Source organism: Bradyrhizobium lablabi, from assembly GCF_001440475.1.
GTDB lineage: Bacteria > Pseudomonadota > Alphaproteobacteria > Rhizobiales > Xanthobacteraceae > Bradyrhizobium > Bradyrhizobium lablabi.
The window spans coordinates 39,140-57,871 of the sequence record NZ_LLYB01000090.1 but is presented as its reverse complement, the minus strand read 5'-3'; the positions used below and the strand labels follow the sequence as shown (position 1 = coordinate 57,871).

Below are 18,732 nucleotides of genomic sequence, written 5' to 3'. Positions count from 1 at the left end.
CAAAAAGCGAAAGGGCTGCGCGATGGTCTCGCGCAGCCCTTTGTCGTCTAGTTTAGTATCGTTGGAGCAAAGCGCTCCCTCAGAACATCAGGCCTTCCTTGACCAGCACCCAGCGGCCGTTCTTGATCTGCTGGACCTGGGTGATGGTGTTGGCGAGATGGTCGGTCTTGGAGAACTTGGTCGGCGGCGAGCTGAAGATGTCCATGAACTTCTCGCCCGACTCCAGCGAGTCCATCATCTTCTGGCCGGTGAGGTCCTTGCCGGCTTTCTCGGCGTAGAACGCAAAGGTCATCATGGCGTTGTAACCGATGATCGCCTGCGTGTTGGCGTCCGAGCCGAACATCTTCTTGTAGTTGGCGAGCCAGTCCTTGACCTTGCCCTTTGCCGTATCCTCGTACGGGATTTCGAAACCGGACGCGGCATAGAGGCCCTCGACCGCTTCTTTGCCGAGCGCCGGCACTTCCAGCACGTTGGTCGGCGTGGCGCCGAGGAAGGTGACGTCCCAGCCGAGCTTCTTGGCTTCGCCCATCGCGCCGATGGTTTCGCGGATCACGGTGCCGAGCACGACCACGTCGCAGCCGTCGGATTTCATCTTGGCGACCTGCGCGCTGAAGTCGGAAGCGCCGCGCTTGTAGCTCGTGACCGACGCCGGCTGGAGCTTCATCGCGGTGACCTGCTGGGTGAAGCCGTCAAGCACGTTCTTTCCGTACTCGTCGTCCTGATACATGATGCAGGGCTTCTTGAAGTTCTTCGTCTCCAGCATGTATTTGACGGCAGCGCGCGTGCTCTCGACGTAAGGCAGGAGGTTGTTGAACTTCAGCCGCTCCTGCGGCTTGGCCGGATCGAACTTGAAGGTGAATTCGGCCGCCGTCAGCGGGAACAGCTGCAGCACGCCGGCATCGAACAGGATGTCCTGCGCGGCGAGCACGGTGGGCGAACCCATCGGACCAACCATGGCGAACACCTTGTCGCGCTCGACCATCTTCTGCGACGCCAGCACGGCGCGCTTCGGATCGTAGCCACTGTCCTCCAGGATCAGCTTGATCTTGCGGCCGTGGATGCCGCCGGCGGCGTTAATTTCCTCAGCCGCCATCTTCAGGCCGTTGGAGACCGGAACGCCCCAGACCTTGATCGGGCCGGACAGATCCTGATGGGTGCCGACGACGATCTCGCTGGCGGAGATGCCTTGATCGGTGACCTTGGTCTGGGCTGCGGCCGGCAATTGGGTCAGCGCAAGGGCGCTTACCGCAAGGCCCAGCACCTTCAACGATTTCGACATTACAGTCTCCTCTTCGTTTGGCCCGTGTTGAGCGAAGGGTGGGGCCTTCTCAGTCCTTCGCCGTTTTCAAATATTGTCCCAATGTCCGCCTACGCCACCGCCCGCTCGCCATACATGGCGTTGATTTCGGCCGCGTAGCGCTTGTTCACAAAACTGCGCTTCAGCTTCATGGTCGGCGTCAGCTCCTCGTCCTCGGGCGTAAGCTGGCGCTCGATCAGATAGAACTTCTTGATGGTTTCGACGCGTGCGAAGTTGACGTTAACAGTCTCGATCTCACGCTGGATCAGGTCCTGGATTTCCTGCGCACGGCACAGGCTGGCGTAATTGGTGAACGGGATGTCGTGATCCTGCGCGAACTTCTCGACATTCTCCTGGTCGATCATGACCAGACACGTCAGATACGGCCGCTTGTCGCCGATGACCACGGCATCGGAAACGTAGGGCGAGAACTTCAGCTGGTTCTCGATCTCCGATGGCGTGATGTTCTTGCCGCCCGAGGTGATGATGATGTCCTTCATGCGGTCGGTGATCCGGACGAAGCCTTCATTGTCGATCGAGCCGACGTCGCCGGTGTGCAGCCATCCCTTGGTGTCGATGGTCTCGGCGGTCTTTTCCGGCTGGTTCAGGTAACCCATGAACAGGAAATCGCCGCGGATCAGGATTTCACCCTGCGGTGAGATCATGACTTCGCCCCACGGCGCGGCCTTGCCGACCGAGCCGAGCTTGATGCGGTCGGGCGGCATGATGGTGGCGACGCCGCAATTCTCGGTCTGCCCGTAGACCTCGCGCATGTCGAGGCCGAGCGCGAGATACCAGCGGATCAGGTCCGGTGCGATCGGGGCCGCGCCGGTGAAGGCCAGCCGGCAGCGGTCGAGGCCGAGCATGCGGCGGATGTTGCGGAACACCAGCCAATAGGCGGCGCGGTTGGCGAGCCGCAGCGACAGCGGCGGCGTATCGCCCTGCAGCTTGTACTCGGTCATCCGGTTGCCGATCGCGAGCGCGTTGCGGTACATCCAGTTCTGGAACGTGGTCGCGTCCTTCAGCGCGATGGTAATTCCGGAATAGAATTTTTCCCAGATCCTTGGCACCGCGAGAAAAGCGGTCGGCTGCACCTCACGCAGATTGTCCGGCACGGTTTCCGGGCTCTCGGCGAAATTCATCACCGATCCCAGCGCCAGCGAGACGTAGTAGCCGCCGATCCGCTCGGCGACGTGGCAGAGCGGCAGGAACACCAGCCGCTCCTCATTATCGGTCGACGGAAACAGGTCGTTGGCGTGGCGCATCTGATGCGTCACGCTGCGGTTGGAATGCATGGCGCCCTTGGGTGGGCCGGTGGTGCCTGAAGTATAGACGAGAATGGCGAGATCGCCGGCCGAGCGGCTTCCGATCATCTCGTCCCACAGCGCCTCGTTGTCCTGCTCGTGGTTGCGCCCGAGCGCCATGAATTCGGCGAGCGACAGCACCATCGGGTCGCTGAAGCCATGGAGGCCTTCCATGTCGAACACCACGATCTTCTGCAGCGTCGGGCAGCGCGAACGGCAGGCCAGGATCTTGTCGAGTTGCTCTTCGTCTTCGGCGAAGATCACCTTGGTCGAGGAATCGTTGATCAGATATTCGACCTGCGCCGAGGAGTCGGTCGGATAAATGCCGGAAGAAACGCCGCCGGCGCACAGGATGCCCATGTCGGCATAGACCCATTCCGGCACCGCGTTGGCGATGATCGAAGCAACGTCGCCGGGCCGGAAGCCGGACGCATGCAGGCCGAAGGCGATATCCTTTGAGATCTGCAGCCACTCGCGCCAACTGGTGGGCTGCCAGATGCCGAACTTCTTTTCGCGGATTGCGGGCCGGTCGCCGCGCTGCTCCACGGACTTCAGAAAGCTCCTCGCGATCGTGTCGGCGACCGTCAGCACTGCCGGTCTGGCCATGCGTCTTCCTCCCTCTGTCGCCTGCCTCGACCGCCGGTCTTGAGCCGGTCTTGTCTTTCGAGGCAGCGCTCGAATTTAGCTCGAATTCCTTCGCAACGCCAAGGTCTTAACTGCGACATCTTTGAACTTGAGCATGATCTTGCCGGAAAACCGGTGTCCACTTTTCCGGATCATGCTCTAGCGCCAGGTTTTCTTCTTTTTCCAGCGCCGTTCGCCGCGGGCGCCCTCTTCCTTGGCGCCGAGATAGAATTCCTGGATGTCCTTTGAATTCATCAGCCGCTCGCAGGTGTCGTTCATCACGACACGGCCGATCTCCAGCACGTAGCCGTAATGCGCCGTCTCCAACGCCACCTTGGCGTTCTGCTCGACCAGGAGGATGGACATCCCCTGCTCCTCGTTGACGCGCTTGATGATGGTAAAGATCTCCTTGACCAGGATCGGCGACAGGCCGAGCGACGGCTCGTCCAGAAGCAGCAGCGTCGGCCGGTTCATCAGCGCCCGCCCGATCGCCAGCATCTGCTGCTCGCCGCCGGAAAGCTGCCCGGCGGGCTGGTTGATGCGCTCCTTCAGCCGCGGGAAATAGCCGTAGACACGGTCGAGATCCTCGGCGACGCCGTCGCGATCCTTGCGCGGATAGGCGCCCATCATCAGGTTCTCGCGCACCGACAGGAACGGAAACACCTCGCGCCCCTCCGGCACGTGGCTCAAGCCCAGCCGCACGATCTTGTCGGCCTCCATGCGCTGGATCGCTTGACCCAGGAATTCGATCGAGCCCTTCTGGGGATCGAGAATGCCGGAGATGGTCTTGAGCACGGTGGTCTTGCCGGCGCCGTTGGCGCCAAGCAGGGTGACGATGCGGCCGCGCGGCACTTCCAGGCTGATGCCGCGGATGGCCATGATCGGCCCGTAATAGCTCTCGATATTACTGAGCTTGAGGATGATGTCGGAAGCGCTCATGGCATCATCCTCATGCGCCGAGATAGGCCGCGACGACGTCGGGATGGCGCTGCACCTCGGACGGCGAGCCCATGGCGAGCACCCGGCCGTAGTTGAGCGCAATCACGCGGTCGGAGACGCGATTGACCAGCGTCATGTCGTGCTCGACCATCAGCACCGTGATGCCGAGCTCGCTCTTCATGTCGCGGATCCAGAACGACATGTCCTCGGTCTCCTCGACGTTCAATCCCGACGACGGCTCGTCAAGCAGGATCAGCTTCGGCTCCGAGCACAGCGCGCGCGCCAGCTCAATCACCTTGCGGACGCCGTAAGGCAGACCCGAGATCAGCTTGTCGCGATAGGCTTCGAGGTCGAGGAATTCGATCACCTGCTCGACACGGCGGCGATGAACCTTTTCGCCGGCGCGCACGCTCGGCAGGAACAGCAATTCCTGCCAGAGTTGCGTCGAGGAGTGACGGTGGCGGCCGACCAGGAGGTTGCTCAGCATGGTCGCATTCTCGAACAACTCGATGTTCTGAAAAGTGCGGGCGATGCCGAGGCCTGCGATCTCATAGGCCGGCTGCTCGGTGATGTCCTGGTCCTCGAAGAAGATCTTGCCTGAGGTCGGCGGGTAGATCCGCGAGATCAGGTTGAAGATCGAGCTCTTGCCGGCGCCGTTGGGGCCGATGATCGAGAGGATCTCGCCCTTCTCCACCGCGAAGCTGACGGAATCGACCGCCTTGAGGCCGCCGAAATGCAGGGACAGGTTTTCTGCACGGAAATAGCTCATCGGTTCCGCTCCGATTTCACATAGATCTTCTGACGCTTGAAGGTGGCGCGCTTGTAGAGCGGGAAGAGCTGGAAGAAGAGTTTGATCTTCAGCCAGCGGCCGTAGAGGCCGAGCGGCTCGAACAGCACGAACAGCACGATGATCACGCCGTAGATCGCGCCCTTGAGACCGTTGGCCGAGGCAATCGCGGCGGCGTTGGCGTGAATTTTGTTGGCCGTTATGCTGTCGGCGCCGAAGGTTGCGGCCAGCCCTGCGATGATACCGGGCATGTCGTCCTTCAAATAGGTCAGGAACGGATCGATCATGACCAGGAAGATCGCGCCGAGCACCGCGCCGTGCAGGCTGAAGGTGCCGCCGATCAGGATCACGATGATGAACTCGATCGAGAGCTGCAGCGTGAACATCTCCGGCGAGATGAAGGAGAGCTTGTGCGCGAACAGCACGCCGGCGAGGCCGGTGATACCAGCGCTGATCGCAAACGACTTCACCTTGTAGAGCGAGACGTTGACGCCCATGCTGCGCGCCGCGGTTTCGCTGTCGCGGATCGCGACGAAGGCGCGTCCCGTCGGCGAGCGCAATAGATTGAGCGTGCCGACGATGGTGAGGACCAGGACGGCAAGGCAGAGATAGTAGAAGGTCGGGCCGTTTTGCGGCACCGCCTGCCCGAACAGGCTCAGCGTCTTGACCCGCATGCCCTCGTTGCCGTGGGTCACGCTTTCCCAGCGCGCCAGCACTTCCTCGACGATGAAGGCAAAGGAGATCGTCGCGATGACGAGGTAGATGCCCGTCAGCCGCAACGCCGGAAATCCGACCAGCGCGCCGACCACGCCGGTCAGCAGGCCGCCGGCCAGGAAGTAGACCGGAAACGGCACGTTATATTGCTGCAGATAGGCCGCCGTGTAGGCCCCGATCGCCAGAAACGCGGCATGGCCGAGCGAGGCCTGACCGGTGAAACCGGTGAGGATCATCAAGCCCACGCCGACGGTAGCGTAGATGCAGACGAACACCAGCTGGCTGACCAGGTAGCTCGACAGCACGAACGGCGCGATCAGGAGAAACGCCAGCAGGATACCGTAGGAAACGTAGTAGCCGCTGTGCGGAAACAGCTTGATGTCGTCTTCGTAGTCCGTTTTGAAGAGAAATCGCATCAGACCTTCTTCCGCGTATGAACACCGAACAGGCCTTCCGGTTTGAGCAGCAGCACCACCAGAAGAACGATGTAGGGCGCGACGTCTTTCCAGCCTTGCGGCAGATAGAAGCCCGCCATGCTCTCGATCACGCCGATCAAGACGCCGCCGACCACGGCGCCGGGGATAGAGCCGAAGCCGCCGAGCACTGCGGCGGGAAACGCCTTCAGGCCCAGCACCAGACCGACATTGGAATGAATGAAGGTGATCGGCGCCAGCAGCACGCCGGCGGCGGTCGCAACCGCCGCAGAGATCGCCCACACGATCGACACCACGCGCTTGACCGGAATGCCCATGTAGTAGGCAGCCAGCATGTTCTCGGAGCTGGCGCGCATCGCCGTGCCGAGCGTGGTGCGATTGAAGAACAGATACAGCAGCGCGCAAAGGATGATGGTGGCTGCGATCACCGACAGCTTGTCGTAGGCCAGCACCAGCGAACCGATTCGCAGCACGCCTTCGCTGAACGGCGTCTCGATCTTGAAATCGTCGGTGCCCCAGATCATGCCGACCACCGAGCGCAGGAAGTATCCGAGCCCGATCGTCGCCATAATGATGGAAAATTGCGGATAGCCGAGGATCGGACGCACGACGACGCGCTCCGCCAGCATGCCGAATGCCGCCATGGCCGCCACCGCGCCAGCGAATCCAAGCCAGTAGTTGAGGCCAAGCATGCCGATGAACGTGAAGGCGAAGAACCCGCCCAGCATCATCAAATCGCCCTGGGCGAAATTGACGACCTCGGTTGCCTTGTAAACGAGCACGAAACCGAGCGCGATCAGGCCATAAACGCAGCCGAGCGCGATGCCACTCACCAGCTGCTGAACGAAGTCCAGCATCATTTCCCTCCCCAGATGCCGGGCGATTCTGTCGATCGCCTCTTCCGCATCTTGTGTCTACACGCTGCGTGGTATTCCACGAAGCAGCCGCACATGTCCCGCTGCATTGAGCCCAAAGCGTCGAGCGCTGTCAACAAAGCGCTGCGTGCTGCGCCGTTAACAATTGCGGAGAAATGCCGCAGCCCGGGAAGTTGCGGGGTTTGGCGCGATTTGGTGCACCAGATTCACCGCGCCGAAAGTTCTTCGGTTCATGGTCCGCGACGAACAACTGGATCGTGCTGAAATCATGAAGGCGGATGTATCGGCGCTCGAGGTGCGAGGGTTAACGAAGCGTTTTGACCGCCCGGCGGTCGACGCGCTCGACCTCACTATTCGCACCGGCGAGTTCTATGCCCTGCTCGGCCCCAACGGCGCCGGCAAGACCACGACGTTGCGCATGGTCGCCGGCCTGCTCAAGCCCGACGCCGGCTCCGTCGCCATTCTGGGCATCGATGCGCTCGCCGATCCCGTCGCCGCCAAGCAGATCATGGCCTGGGTTTCCGACGAGCCGATGATCTACGACAAGCTGACGCCGCTGGAATATCTCGGATTCGTCGCCGGCCTCTGGGGTGTCGATCCCACGGTTTCCGAAACCTCCGCACATCAGCTTCTGGCGTCGCTCGGGCTGGAGCCGCATCAGCACGAGCGCTGCGAGGGATTTTCCAAGGGCATGCGCCAGAAGGTAGCGCTGGCCGGTGCGCTGGTACACGATCCCCGGCTGATCATCCTGGACGAGCCGCTGACCGGGCTCGATGCGCTGTCGGCGCGTCACGTCAAGGGATTGCTGCAGGAGCGCGTGCGCTCCGGCTGCACCGTGATCATGACGACGCATATTCTCGAAGTCGCCGAGCGGATGGCGGACCGGATCGGCGTCATCGCCGCAGGCCGGCTGGTCGCCGAAGGCACACTCACCGAACTGCGCCAGCAGAACGGCCGCGGCGACACCAGCCTCGAAGACATGTTCATCGCCCTCGTCGATGCCGAGGCGGCAGCCGCATGAGTTCGGCCACAGCGCTCACCTGGTTTGCCCGGCACGAAATCCGGCTGGCCTGGCGCGAATGGCTGGCGATGATCGCCGGCAGGCGAGGAAAACGGAAGCGCGCGATCATCGCCTTGATCGTGTTTGCCGCCGTCATGCACCTGCCGGCCTACGCGGTGATCGGCCGTTTCGCCGATCTGGAGGCCCCGCTCGACAAGCCTGAGCTGATCGTCATCACTGCCACCATCTTTCTCGCCTGGGCGTTGATGCTGTCGCAGGCGATCGAATCGGTGACCCGGGTATTCTACGCCCGCGCCGATCTCGACCTCATCATGTCGTCTCCGGCCAACCTCGCCAACGTGTTCTCGATCCGGATCGCAGCAATCGCGCTGTCGGTCATCGGGATGGCGCTGTTGCTGTCGACGCCCTTTGTCGACGTTCTCGTGATCGGCGGCGGCGCGCGCTGGCTCGCGGCGTTCGGCGTCGTCATCGCCATCGGCCTTTCAGCCGCAGCCGTTGCGATCGCGATCACGGTGCTGCTGTTCAGGCTGATCGGCCCGAGCCGCACCCGCCTCGTCGCGCAGATCGTGGCAGCCATCATCGGCGCCGGCTTCGTCATCGCGCTTCAGGTCGCAGCCATCCTTTCCTACGGCACATTGTCCCGCTTTGCGGTGCTGACATCAGATGCGGTTTCCGCCTATGCACCTGATCTCGACAGCCCGCTGTGGTGGCCCGCACGCGGCGCAATCGGCGACGGCATGGTATTGTCGTGGCTGGTGGCCGGCGGGCTGCTGCTGCTCGGCGCCGTGATGGCGACCTTCTCGCCAAATTTTGCCGAGACCGTCGTCAGTGTCGCCGCAACCGCACGGTCTGTCCGTCGCGGCCCGCGCGCAACGGCGTTTCGCGGCGGCTCGCGCCAACAGGCGCTGCGCACCAAGGAATTTCTGCTGCTGCGGCGCGATCCGTGGCTGCTGTCGCAGAGCCTGATGCAATTATTGTATCTGGTGCCGCCGGCCCTGATGCTGTGGCGAAGCTTTTCCGAAAGCTCGGCTGCGATCGTGCTGATCACGCCCGTGATCGTAATGGCGGCGGGCCAGCTTGCCGGCGGTCTCGCCTGGCTGACGATATCAGGCGAGGACGCTGCCGACCTGGTCGCGACCGCACCGCTGCCGCCCTCACGCGTGATCCGCGCCAAGATCGAGGTGGTGCTGATCGCAATCGGCTTCATCTTCGCGCCGCTGCTCGCCGCACTTGCGTTTGCCTCAATGACGCAGGCGATCGTCACCGCGCTCGGCGTCATCGTCGCCACCGTCTCCGCCGCCGCGATCCAGCTCTGGTTCCGCGTGCAGGCCAAACGCAGCCACTTCCGCCGCCGCCAGACCTCGTCGCGGCTGGCGACCTTCGCCGAAGCCTTCTGCTCGATCGGCTGGGCCGCGACCGCCGCGCTCGCCGTCACGATCCCGGTTGCGGCGGTGATCAGCGGTGCGCTAACCGTCGTCATCCTCGCCGCAACGTGGAAGATCAGCCCGCGGCGGGACTGAGCGCCCTCTCCGTCGTCATGGCCGGGCATGACGAACTGTGACAATCCTCGCATAAGTCCGGTCGAACGCAATATCGAACGGGTCATTACAGGCGAGGTAGCGCGCTGATCTCGCTTTTATTGAGCTATGCCCGCCACTGCTTCGATCTCGACACGAAAGCCGTAGTGCAACGTCGGGACGGGAACGACCGCGCGGGCCGGTCGGACGACGCCGATCCATTCGGAATAGAGTTTGTCGAAGTCCGGCCAGTCATTGATGTCCGTGACGTAGACGCGAACATGAATGAGCTTGTCGACAGCGCTGTTTGCCGCCTCCAAGGCCGTCGCGAGATTGGCTAATGCCTGACGCACTTGGGTCTGAAAGTCCCTGTCAGCAAGCCTCGCACCACTGGCGGAGATCGGCAATTGTCCAGACACAAAAACAAAAGCACCGGCTCTCACAGCATGACTGTAGTGCCCACCAGGAGCCGCCATTCCCTGAGGTTCCAGGTAGTCAATGTCACCAGCCATTAAACCTCCGCCATGTTTCGATGCCGTTGTCCGCGGCTGCCTGATATTCGGAGAATTGCGCTCCGGTTGCGCAGGCATGATTCGGGAGTATTCGAAGTCGTGTGCCGATCGGAAAGCGATTTTCTAGGGAGACGAGACGTCCGTTCGTCGCGGCGAGGATCCCGTGTTCCTGATTTGCCGCGATCATGACCAGGTCTTCCTTGAGCGGCCGCCCCCCTAAGTCGCATGCGATCCCGTATCCGTAATCATGGCGCTGACGAGCAGTGCCGCGGTCTCGGCTCATCGCCATCCATCCGGCATCGACGATGATCCAGCCTTTTTCCGACTGGTGGCCGACCACGGTCGTCAGCACGGAAAGGGCAACATCGTCGATCGTGCAGACGCCGACATTCGTCATGAACAGATCGAAGAACACATACACGCCGCAGCGCACTTCCGTGACACCGTCCAAGGCACCGGCGGACAGCGCTGTCGGGGTCGATCCGACGCTCACTACCGGGCAGGGAAGGCCGGCAGCACGAAGCCGTTCGGCCGCGCGCACGCTCAAGGCACGCTCCTGCTCGGCCAAGCGCGCCAAGGCCTCGGGATCGTCGAGTTCATAGGAGTTTCCGGCATGAGTCAGAACGCCGCAAAGTGTAGCGCCGCCGGTGTGAAGAATGCGACCGATCTCGATGAGACGCTCATCCTCTGGGCCCACTCCCGAGCGGTGCCCGTCAGTGTCGACCTCGATCAGGACTTCGAAAGGATCGCGATGCGACTGCGCCTCGACGACGGCTTGCGCAGCCTCGACCGAGTCGACCAGAATTTTGAGACGGCAACCCTGATCACGCAGTCTTTGGGCCCGGCTGAGCCTGTGCGGAGCGATACAGACCGCGTAGAGAATGTCGTCGTAGCCCGCGGCAAAAAACTCCTCGGCTTCGCGCAGGGTCGAGACGGTGATGCCGTTCGCGCCCGCGGCGCGCTGCCTGTCGGCAACGGCGACGCATTTGGTCGTCTTGACGTGGGGACGGAAACTGACGCCCAAGGCGTTCATCCGGTCCTGCATGCGGGCGATATTACGCTGCGTGCGCACGACGTCGACGACGGCAGCGGGCGTTTCGATATCCGAGAGAGATGTCATGCTTAGTCCAGATATTCGCCCTTGGCGCGCAGCACTGGCACGTCGCGCTCCAGGCCTTGAGCGATCATCGCACTGACGGCGCCGGGCTCGAGATCCGCTCCCCGTGGCAGCTCGACACCAACTGCCGTCATTTGCCGCATGACGTCCGGGTCGGCGAGTGCTGCACGCAAGGCGTCATTTAACTTTTGACGCACCGGCGCGGGCGTTCCCTTCCGCACGAAGATCGCGTTCCAGGAGCGGAGGTTCACACCCGGATAGCCGGCCGCAGCGGCAGTGGACACTTGAGGCGCCTGCTGAAGAGGCTGATCACTCAGCGCTGCGATTGCCTTGACCGTTCCGCCAAGCACTTGGGGTAGCGCGGTGGTGGTCTGGTCGCACATGAAGTCCACGTGACCACCCATGAGATCGTTCATCGCCGGGGCAACGCCGCGATATGGAACATGAGTGATGTTCAGTTTCAGGTTCGACAGCAGCAGAACGCAGGCATAATGCGAAATCGATCCGACGCCGGCGCTGCCGTAGGTGAGTTTCTCGCGGTTGGCACGGGCATAGGTGACGAAGTCTTGCAGATTGGATGCCGGCAAGTCCAACTTTGCGACAAGAAGCGTGGAGGCCATCCCAGCGAGGCCCACAGGCTCGAAGTCGGCGACAGGGTCGTAAGGCAGGCGCTTGAAGAGCGCGACATTCGCGACATGTGTGCCGATGGTGCCAAAGCCGAGCGAGTATCCATCCGCAGGCGCCTTTAGCAACTTGGTCAGGCCGATGGTGCCGCTGGCGCCGCCGATATTTTCCACGATGACGGATTGCTTCAAGTGGGCAGCCATGGCCTGAGCCACTGCCCGGCCAAGCGCATCGCTCGGGCCCCCGGCGGGAAACGGAACGATCAGCGTCAACTGCCTCTCGGGAAACCCCTGAGCCGTTGCCGCTGAGATGTTCAATGCGATCGCGAGCAAGGCCGCCAACGCGCGAGATATCATGAAAAATGCTCCAGCCACGGAATGAGATCATCGAGGTTCGCAGACTCTTTCTCGGCTACGGGTGCGCCATCGGGGCGCGCCAGGCCCACGCGATTGTGCCAGTAGGTGCGCAGTCCGACAGCGGAGGTGCCGATGAGGTCGTAGCCGGAGCCTGCGATAAACGCTGCGTCCGCGGCCGACACGCCCAGCCTGTCCAGGGCCAGACGATAGGGGCGGGTGTCAGGCTTATAGAAGCCGGCCTCCTCCGCGGTAATCACGACATCCCATTGCGTGCGGAGACGGGCAGCGGCCATTCGTCCAAGGCGCGTCGAGCAATTGGTAACGACTGCCAGGTGCGTTCGTCCGGCCAACCGGTCGAGCGCAGCCTGCGCGCCGCTCCAGACCGGTAGGGTTTGCCAATTTGCTTCGAGGGCGTCTGCCACCGACGAAGCGAGACCGGTCGCGCGCGCAGCCTGGCGGACCAGATCCTCATACGGGACATAACTCCCGCAACCATATGTCAGGCGGAGATACTCGGCCCTCCAGGCCCGGCCCGATGCTTCGGATCCGGCGGAGGCATTCCAGACGCTCCAGGAATCGAGGAGCGCGGTGAGAAGATCGAAAAGAACGGCGCGTGGCATGGTCATGCCAAACCTCTATCACCCCAGTGATCAGTTGTGTTTAAGTATGACTACCTCTTCCCTTCAGGAAAATTGAATGATCGCGCTTGAGGATCTGCGGTTCGTGGTGGCCCTGAGCCGAACCGGCTCGCTAAGCGCGGCGGCGAGGGCGCTCGATGTCACGCCGCCGGCGCTTTCCATGCGATTGAAAAAGCTGGAGGCCGTTCTCGGGGTCAACCTTGTCGTTCGCAACTCCCGGGGGCTGCGCTTCACGCCGGAAGGCGAACAACTTGTCCATGAAGCCCAGTCGCTGTTGGCGCGTGTCGATGGGCTGGCGGACAGTCTCAGCGGTGGCGCATTTGCCGGCCCCTTGCGGGTTGTCGCGCCGTTTGGTTTCGGCAGGATCCATGTCGCGCCCGTCATGGCGGCATTCATCCGCGACCACCCGCAAGTGCGTGCGACGCTGGATCTTTCCGAAACGCCCTGGAACAGCAATGTCGAGGCTGACGTCGTCATCCATATTGGAACAGTCCGGGATTCCTCGTGGGTTGCTCATCTTCTTGCCCGCAACGCGCGCTGGGTATGCGCCAGTCCCAGCTATCTTCGACGATGCGGAACGCCGTCACACCCTCGAGAGCTGGCGCAGCATGCCTGTCTCTCCGTTCGCGAAAGCGAAGAGGACGTCACGCTGTGGCGCTACAAAAGCAGCCGCACATCATCCCGGCGATCGGAGGCGCTTCGAATAAGTCCGGCACTCACGAGCAACAATGGCGAGGTTGTTCGCGAGTGGGCCGTCGCGGGGCTGGGCATCGCTCTCAGGTCTGAATGGGACGTGGCACCATCCGTCAAACGCGGCGAACTGCGGCGGCTGTTTGTTGAATATGAGTTCGAAGGGGCCGACATTCTGGCTTTGGTGCCAACGCGTCGCGGGGTGTCAGCTCGTGTTTCGCATTTTGTTGAAAGCCTGAAGACCCGCTTTCAACCGAAGCCGCCTTGGCGAAGTATTTGACAGTGTGACCAACCGCTACTCGGACCGCACGGAACCTACTGCTTCTCCAGCCCGGCCCGCTCGATTACGTCACCCCAGCGCTTGATCTCCTTCTCGATGAACGGGATCATCTCGGCCTTCTGCAGCATCATCGGGCGGGTACCGAATTTTTCGAAATGCGTGCGCACGCGCTCGGATGTCAGCGCCGCATGCGCGGCTTCCGCCAGCCGGTCGACGATGGGCGCGGGCGTTCCCGCCGGCACCATGAGGCCCGACCAGCTCTGGGTCGTCATCTCCTTCATGCCGAGCTCGACCATCGTTGGCACGTTCGGGGATGCACGCAGGCGTTCCGGTGCGGTCGTCGCCAGCACCTTCAACTTGCCGGCCTCAACATGCGGGCCGACGGAAACCGGGTAATCGAACATCACATCGATGCGCCCTGCGATCAGATCGTTCAAGGCCGGTGCGCTGCCCTTGTAGGGCACATGCAGCATCTCGATGCCGGCAACCGTCTTGAACAGTTCGGCGACCAGATGCGTCGCAGTGCCGACACCCGCCGAACTGAAGGACACCTTGCCCGGATTTTGTTTGGCATAGGCGATGAACTCCGGCACCGAATTATACGGCGCGCCGGCAAAGGCGACGAAGAGATTCGGGCTTTCTCCGACCAGGTGCACCGGCACAAAACTCGCCAGCGGATCGTAGGACAGGTTCTTGCGCAGCGAGACGTTAGCCGCCATCGTGGCCTGCGTGCCATAGATCATCGTGTAGCCATCGGGTTTGGCGCGCGCCACCTGTTCGGTGCCGACCGTTCCGCCCGCCCCGCCGCGATTGTCGATCACGACAGACTGGCCGAGCGTTTTCGACATTTCCTCGGCGACGATGCGCGATGTCGTGTCGGTGATGCCGCCTGGCGCGAACGGCACGACCCAGGTGATCGGACGGTTCGGAAATTCCTCGGCCGGGGCTGGTGCGACAAGAGCGAAGGATGCGAAGACGATCGCAAGCAAGACGTGACGCTTTGCCATGGAATTCCGCCCCGTAAAATTTTGTCCTTCTGAAGAGGACTTGCGCGGCGAAGATGACGGTTTTCGGAACGGCTTGCCATGCGGCAAAGTCGACCTGCGCTTTTCCTTAAGGTGAGCGCGCCTTGCAAAGCTGCTTCGGCACCCAGTCGTGGATGCGCGTCGTCGCGGGTTGTCCGGTCCGATGCAAGATGAGAACGAAGCCGCGGCGAAGCGCGGTTCCGGTCGCCGTCAGGTGCATCGGCCCATCGGGAATGATGACGGGCGGGCCGCCGCCCTGACTGACTTGCACGCCCGCCGGCGTTTCCAGACAGGTCTCGCCTTCGAGCGTATAGAATGCCTCCGGCCCGCTATGCACATGCGCGGCCGACGCCATTCCCGGTATGAACACGGCTTCCATGAACTGGGCCGAATAGTCGGTAGCGGATGCGACGGGCAGCGGGCCAATCGCAAGGTGCAGTTCGCCTCCGCCAGGCCCCCTCCATCCCGTCTCTTCGGCCGTGAAGAGCCAAACCTTGCTGAAGGCTTCAATGACGATCCCGCGTGGCCCCTTGTTCGCCTCCGCGCTCGCCCGGTCTTTAAACGTGTGCAGATACCAGGCGGCCGCCGGCGTGGTGAATTGTCCGACGGAAATATGTCCCAGTATCCAGCATCCGATTTCCGCCGTCCGTTCCTGAACGGGCCGGCAAAGTCCGCCACTGACAGGCTGTGCTACGGCGAATCCATTGATGGCACCCAGCAGCGACACAGCCACGAGTGCTGTCAAACTTGCCTTGCGGATCACGCCGTGCCCCCTGAGGTCCGTGGACTATGGCGAGAATAGGCAGCGTCCCACTTTCGGGCAAGCATCGCTGCCCGCGATTCCCGACGAGGCTGCACCGAGAAGCAGACGGCGGCGACGGTCGACAGTATCGGACATCGCCTAAACTTTGATCAACTCCATCACTGCCGCCGCAAAATCCTCCGGCGCTTCCTGTGGCAGATTGTGTCCGATGCCCGCGAGCACGCGATGGTCGCGGCGGCTGGTGAATTTCGGCGCGCTGGCCGTGCCGTCGGTGGCCGCAATGACGCCGTCGCCAGCGCCGTCGAGCGTGATTGATGGCACCATGATAACAGGCAACGCAGCCAGCCGGCGCTGGATGTCGGCATACTGCGGATCGCCCTCGGCCTGACCAAAGCGATGGCGATAGCTGTGGATCGCGACATCGACGTAATCGGGATTGTCGTACGCGACGGCCGTCCGCTCGAAACAGGCATCGTCGAATGCCCAGTTAGGTGACCATTGCGCCCACAGGATTTTCGCGATCTCGCGCCGGTTGGCGGCAAGCCCGGCGCGGCCGCGCTCAAGCTGGAAGTAATACTGATACCACAGCGCCACCTCGCGTTCGGGACGCATCGGTACCATCGCGTTGGCGATATCCTGGATCAGATAGGAATTGACGCTGACAAGCCCGATGCAACGCTCCGGCCATAGTGCCGCGCCGACGCAGGCTGCGCGGCCGCCCCAGTCATAGCCCGCGAACACCGCGCGGCGGATGCCAAGTGCATCCATCAGCGCCATCATGTCCGAGCCGATCGCCGCTTGCTCACCCGAGCGCGGCGTCGTGGCATCGCGAAACCGGGTGGGACCGTAGCCGCGCACATAGGGAACGATGACGCGGCAGCCCTCGGCGGCCAGTTGCGGCGCGACGTCGACATAGGAATGAATGTCGTAGGGAAAGCCGTGCATCAGCATCACGGCCGGTCCATTGGCGGGACCCGCCTCGTAGTAGGCGATGCTGAGCGGGCCAGCATCGACCTGCCGCAACGGTTCGAGGCGTTTCGACGACGGGGCGCGCGCAGCGGGGGCGTTTTCGGTCACGGCGACCTCCCTGGTTTTGTTTCACCATAGGACATGGCGGCCTGCCGATGAAGCAATTCCGGCGCAGAGCTGTGCGCCAATGTCATCATGACGGCTGCAAAATTCGACGATACAGTGTCGCGCCTTTGCCGCGAGAATGGGTCATCTCATGCTGCGATCACTTGCCGTTGCCCTCGCCCTCCTCGGTTCGCTGATCGTCCCGGCGGCCGCTCAGCAACAACCACTGCGCAGCGAGTGCCTGGCGATGGCGAACGCGCCGCCGCGCGCGACCCCGGTCGGCCTTCGCCGCACCGCCGCCAAGGCCGAGGAAGTCGCGATCACCTACGTCGGGCATTCCACCTATTACATCGACACGCCCGGCGGCGTGCGGATCGGAACCGACTTCAACGGCGCCTACCGGACCGGACGGCTACCCGACGTCGTCACCATGAACCGCGCGCATTCGACGCATTACACATTATTTCCCGATCCAAAGATTCCGCATGTCCTGCATGGCTGGGGCGAGAACGGACAGGCGGCGCATGTCTCGACGCGTGTCGGCGATGTCTATATCCGCAACGTGCCGACCGACATTCGCCGCTATTATGGCGAGGGCTCCGGCGCAATGCTCAAGGACGGCAACTCGATCTTCATCTTCGAGGTAGCCGGCCTGTGCATCGGCCATCTCGGGCATCTGCATCACAAGCTTGACGAGACGCATTTCGCGGCGATCGGCCGGCTCGACATCGTGATGGTGCCGATCGACGGCACCTATACGATGTCGCTCGACGGCGTCTCCGAGATCACGCGGCGGCTGCGCTCCTCGATCGTGCTGCCGATGCACCGCTTCGCCACCCCGCTCGACGAATTCATGCGCCTGATCGGGCAGCAATTCACGATCGACCAGCGGAGCGAACGGACGTTGAAGATTTCGCGCGAGACGCTGCCGGGCACGCCGACGGTGATTATTCTGGATGGGGTGTGAAACGTAAGTGCGAAAGCCTGCGGCCGTCATTGCGAGCGAAGCGAAGCAATCCATAGTGCAGCAGGCAGAGAGATGGATTGCTTCGCTGCGCTCGCAATGACGAACAACAATAGGCACGGGGAGAGAAACTTGAGCGCACCTTCGCAGCGGCTGGTCGAGAGCAATGGCATCCGTCTCAACATCACCGAGCAGGGGAACGGACCCCCGGTGCTGCTATGCCACGGTTTCCCTGAATCCTGGTATTCCTGGCGGCATCAGATCGCCGCGCTGGCGGAAGCGGGCTTCCACGCCGTTGCGCCTGATATGCGCGGCTACGGCAAGAGCGACCGCCCGGAAGCCATCGATCAATACACGATCTTCCATCTGATCGGCGACCTCGTGGGGCTGCTCGATGCCCTCGAAGCGCCGACGGCAGTTATCGTCGGCCACGACTGGGGCGCGCAGATCGCCTGGCAGGCGGCGCGGCTTCGTCCCGACCGCTTCCGCGCCGTCGCAAGCCTCAGCATGCCGCTTCGGCCGCGCGGCCCGGCGCGCCCGACCAGCATGATGCCGCAGACCGCGGACGCGCAATTCTACCAGTTGTATTTCCAGGAGCCCGGCGTAGCCGAGGCCGAGATGGAGCGGGATCCGCGGATCACCGTGCTGAGCTCGCTTTACGGTATATCAGGCGAAGGCGCCGCCGCGTTTCGCGCGGCCGTCGCCCGCGGTGATAAAGTAGGCACGCCCGGCATGGTGCCGCGCAACGGTAGTTGGCTGCGTGAACCGGTATTGCCGCCGACATTGCCTGCGTGGCTCACCGACGCTGACATCGATTTCTATGCCGGCGAATTCAAACGCACCGGCTTCCGCGGCCCGCTCAACTATTATCGCAACCTCGACCGTAATTGGGAGCTGATGGCAGCGTTTACCGGCGTCACGGTGAAGGTCCCCGCGCTCTTTGTCGCCGGCGACCACGACATGGTGATGGCCGCTCCCCCTGGCATCGAGCAGCATATCGCCAATCTCAGGCAGTTCGTTCCGACGCTGCGCGACGTGCGAATTCTGCCCGGCTGCGGACACTGGACCCAACAGGAGCGCCCAGGCGAGGTCAGCGCCGCCATCATCGATTTCATCCGCGGCCTGCCGGATTGAGGCGTTCACGGCAGCGGCTACCAACAAACAAGAAATCAAAGGA

Annotated in this window: 18 protein-coding genes; 5 read left to right on the top strand and 13 right to left on the bottom strand. The window is 62.6% G+C overall.

Going from position 1 to position 18,732, the window contains the following annotated elements; translation table 11 throughout:
* Positions 1 to 79: 79 nt before the first annotated feature.
* The 6 genes from CQ14_RS26175 to CQ14_RS26150 all read right to left on the bottom strand — a co-directional run bounded on the left by CQ14_RS26175 (position 80) and on the right by CQ14_RS26150 (position 6,956).
* A complete protein-coding gene (locus CQ14_RS26175) occupies positions 80 to 1,279 on the bottom strand; it encodes an ABC transporter substrate-binding protein (protein WP_057860713.1) in 1,200 nt (399 codons plus the stop codon).
* Positions 1,280 to 1,368: 89 nt separating this feature from the next.
* Positions 1,369 to 3,207, bottom strand: coding sequence for an AMP-dependent synthetase/ligase (locus CQ14_RS26170; RefSeq protein ID WP_057860712.1), 1,839 nt, complete (start codon positions 3,205 to 3,207; stop codon positions 1,369 to 1,371).
* 177 nt (positions 3,208 to 3,384) lie between these two features.
* Positions 3,385 to 4,164, bottom strand: a complete 780-nt coding sequence (locus CQ14_RS26165) for an ABC transporter ATP-binding protein (protein WP_057860711.1) — start codon at positions 4,162 to 4,164, stop codon at positions 3,385 to 3,387.
* 10 nt (positions 4,165 to 4,174) lie between these two features.
* Positions 4,175 to 4,933, bottom strand: a complete 759-nt coding sequence (locus tag CQ14_RS26160; protein ID WP_057860710.1) for an ABC transporter ATP-binding protein — start codon at positions 4,931 to 4,933, stop codon at positions 4,175 to 4,177.
* Positions 4,930 to 6,081 (bottom strand): branched-chain amino acid ABC transporter permease, encoded by a 1,152-nt coding sequence (locus tag CQ14_RS26155; protein WP_057860709.1) that lies wholly within the window; start codon positions 6,079 to 6,081, stop codon positions 4,930 to 4,932. Before CQ14_RS26155 ends, CQ14_RS26160 begins: the two co-directional genes overlap by 4 nt.
* Positions 6,081 to 6,956 carry a branched-chain amino acid ABC transporter permease gene (locus tag CQ14_RS26150; RefSeq protein WP_057860778.1) on the bottom strand — a complete coding sequence of 292 codons (876 nt, stop codon included), beginning with the start codon at positions 6,954 to 6,956 and terminating at the stop codon, positions 6,081 to 6,083. Before CQ14_RS26150 ends, CQ14_RS26155 begins: the two co-directional genes overlap by 1 nt.
* Before the next feature lie 286 nt (positions 6,957 to 7,242).
* Here CQ14_RS26150 and CQ14_RS26145 point away from each other — a divergent pair, with 286 nt between their 5' ends.
* The gene (locus CQ14_RS26145; protein ID WP_057860777.1) at positions 7,243 to 7,995 is read left to right on the top strand and encodes an ABC transporter ATP-binding protein; all 753 of its coding nucleotides are present in this window, start codon (positions 7,243 to 7,245) and stop codon (positions 7,993 to 7,995) included.
* Entirely contained in the window at positions 7,992 to 9,515 is a 1,524-nt protein-coding gene (locus CQ14_RS26140; RefSeq protein ID WP_057860708.1) for a hypothetical protein, read from the top strand. The genes CQ14_RS26145 and CQ14_RS26140 overlap by 4 nt, the downstream gene beginning before the upstream one ends.
* A gap of 116 nt (positions 9,516 to 9,631) precedes the next feature.
* Here the strand turns inward: CQ14_RS26140 and CQ14_RS26135 are convergent, their stop codons facing one another.
* The 4 genes from CQ14_RS26135 to CQ14_RS26120 all read right to left on the bottom strand — a co-directional run bounded on the left by CQ14_RS26135 (position 9,632) and on the right by CQ14_RS26120 (position 12,747).
* Positions 9,632 to 10,024 carry a RidA family protein gene (locus CQ14_RS26135; protein ID WP_057860707.1) on the bottom strand — a complete coding sequence of 131 codons (393 nt, stop codon included), beginning with the start codon at positions 10,022 to 10,024 and terminating at the stop codon, positions 9,632 to 9,634.
* Positions 10,014 to 11,144 carry a DSD1 family PLP-dependent enzyme gene (locus CQ14_RS26130; RefSeq protein WP_057860706.1) on the bottom strand — a complete coding sequence of 377 codons (1,131 nt, stop codon included), beginning with the start codon at positions 11,142 to 11,144 and terminating at the stop codon, positions 10,014 to 10,016. Before CQ14_RS26130 ends, CQ14_RS26135 begins: the two co-directional genes overlap by 11 nt.
* Before the next feature lie 2 nt (positions 11,145 to 11,146).
* Positions 11,147 to 12,037: a tripartite tricarboxylate transporter substrate-binding protein gene (locus CQ14_RS26125; protein ID WP_199805618.1), complete on the bottom strand. Its 891-nt coding sequence runs from the start codon at positions 12,035 to 12,037 to the stop codon at positions 11,147 to 11,149.
* Between the two features lie 80 nt (positions 12,038 to 12,117).
* Positions 12,118 to 12,747, bottom strand: a complete 630-nt coding sequence (locus CQ14_RS26120) for an HAD-IA family hydrolase (protein ID WP_057860704.1) — start codon at positions 12,745 to 12,747, stop codon at positions 12,118 to 12,120.
* A gap of 70 nt (positions 12,748 to 12,817) precedes the next feature.
* Between CQ14_RS26120 and CQ14_RS26115 the strand changes: the two genes are divergently transcribed.
* Entirely contained in the window at positions 12,818 to 13,729 is a 912-nt protein-coding gene (locus tag CQ14_RS26115) for a LysR family transcriptional regulator (RefSeq protein WP_057860703.1), read from the top strand.
* A 35-nt stretch (positions 13,730 to 13,764) separates the two neighbouring features.
* Here CQ14_RS26115 and CQ14_RS26110 read toward each other — a convergent pair whose 3' ends face one another.
* The 3 genes from CQ14_RS26110 to CQ14_RS26100 form a co-directional block, all read right to left on the bottom strand.
* Complete coding sequence (locus CQ14_RS26110; RefSeq protein ID WP_057860702.1) at positions 13,765 to 14,736, bottom strand: Bug family tripartite tricarboxylate transporter substrate binding protein; 972 nt, start codon at positions 14,734 to 14,736, stop codon at positions 13,765 to 13,767.
* 106 nt (positions 14,737 to 14,842) lie between these two features.
* On the bottom strand, positions 14,843 to 15,517 hold the full coding sequence (locus CQ14_RS26105) for a hypothetical protein (RefSeq protein ID WP_156435425.1): 675 nt from the start codon (positions 15,515 to 15,517) through the stop codon (positions 14,843 to 14,845).
* Between the two features lie 138 nt (positions 15,518 to 15,655).
* Positions 15,656 to 16,594, bottom strand: coding sequence for an alpha/beta fold hydrolase (locus CQ14_RS26100; protein ID WP_057860700.1), 939 nt, complete (start codon positions 16,592 to 16,594; stop codon positions 15,656 to 15,658).
* Positions 16,595 to 16,742: 148 nt separating this feature from the next.
* Here CQ14_RS26100 and CQ14_RS26095 point away from each other — a divergent pair, with 148 nt between their 5' ends.
* Both CQ14_RS26095 and CQ14_RS26090 read left to right on the top strand, forming a co-directional pair.
* Complete coding sequence (locus tag CQ14_RS26095) at positions 16,743 to 17,558, top strand: MBL fold metallo-hydrolase (RefSeq protein WP_057860699.1); 816 nt, start codon at positions 16,743 to 16,745, stop codon at positions 17,556 to 17,558.
* 129 nt (positions 17,559 to 17,687) lie between these two features.
* Positions 17,688 to 18,689 carry an alpha/beta fold hydrolase gene (locus tag CQ14_RS26090; RefSeq protein WP_156435423.1) on the top strand — a complete coding sequence of 334 codons (1,002 nt, stop codon included), beginning with the start codon at positions 17,688 to 17,690 and terminating at the stop codon, positions 18,687 to 18,689.
* Positions 18,690 to 18,732 lie beyond the last annotated feature (43 nt).